The organism is Candidatus Symbiopectobacterium sp. NZEC135 (assembly GCF_025962695.1).
The window spans coordinates 1-1,183 of the sequence record NZ_JAGFPF010000580.1 but is presented as its reverse complement, the minus strand read 5'-3'; the positions used below and the strand labels follow the sequence as shown (position 1 = coordinate 1,183).

The window sequence follows — 1,183 nt, the reverse complement described above, 5'->3', positions numbered from 1 at the left end:
ATGCTGATCACTGTTACGCAGTGTGGGTGCGGCTCTGCGCGAGACCAGTCCTGCCGCTGGTAACCAGTTGCGCCAGTAGAGGGATGCAGATAACAGCCGGTTATCTGGTTGATTTTACCACCAGGAACTCTGTACTTCTGTGTGATCTCTGATAACCAAAGTCGCCGGGACTTCGTGCAACAAGTCGCTTCAGCAGGTTGTATATCTGTTCAAATAGCCAGCGTCGTCTTCTCCCTGCTGGCAGGGATTCAAGCCTGTCAAAGCTATAAAGTGTAAACCAGTTAATCCAGAGCTCGACGTAAGAACGGGCGCAGCAGGGCGCTCTGGCCACAACGCTGACGCGTTCACCCCGGTGCGACATCAGCATAGCGATAAGCCTGCGGGCGCGATTCTTATCGTGGGTATTGTGAATGGTTTTATGCATCAGGCATCGTTCACTACGGGGTATTGGTGCTATAATCGGCATCGCTTAGTCAGGTTGGTGATAGGGTTGGTTTGCGATTGATCAGATCGAAACATCCGGGCTGAGTTCCCTCAAAGTGATCTGCTATTCGGAACAGTTATTTAGCTAGCAGATGTGAATATTAGCCGAAATCACATAAAGGCATGCAGGTAAGGGAGACCTCTTGTCCACACCACGCTCGAAGCTGCAAAAGCCCTATGAGCACCAAGAGCCAGAAGTGAACGTTGCTAACCTTGTTTTATTCTAATCTAGGGCGAGACAAGTACATCACCTAACAATTCATCCGAAAGTTGGACTTTAGCTGAGATGGTGCCGCACATGGAAAACAAGAATATTGAATGGGGCAAGGAAATCGTCCAGGTAGGTAGTGACGTTGCTGGACTAGCTAAAGATGTTGGCATTCCCGGAGTCGGATTAGTAGCTAGATTCATCCAGCACTTCTACGATACACAACTCCAGAAGCGATTCGAGAAATTTATATCAGATGCGGAGATTGATGAGGAGCTACTTTCTAAGATTTCCAAGAGTGAAACATATTCAAACTGCTTCTACGGTATCTTGGAGACCGTGCGCCAAACCCACTCAAGGATCGGTCTTATTGCGCTGGCGCTCATCTACAAGGAGCGATGGAATGACGAGACATATCTGATCGCTGCAATGCAAGCATTCTCACAAGTTAGCGATGCAACAATCGATGCTTTTATCTCTCTATACGAATCA

At 48.1% G+C, this 1,183-nt stretch carries 1 protein-coding gene and 1 pseudogene; one reads left to right on the top strand and one right to left on the bottom strand.

Translation table 11 applies throughout. The features are described 5' to 3' along the window. Positions 1–466 (bottom strand): annotated as a pseudogene (locus tag J5224_RS28935) (IS630 family transposase); the annotation flags it as partial. 315 nt (positions 467–781) lie between these two features. Here J5224_RS28935 and J5224_RS28930 point away from each other — a divergent pair. Beyond that, positions 782–1,183, top strand: a 402-nt coding sequence (locus tag J5224_RS28930) for a hypothetical protein (RefSeq protein ID WP_264628532.1), incomplete at its 3' end; no start/stop codon positions are given.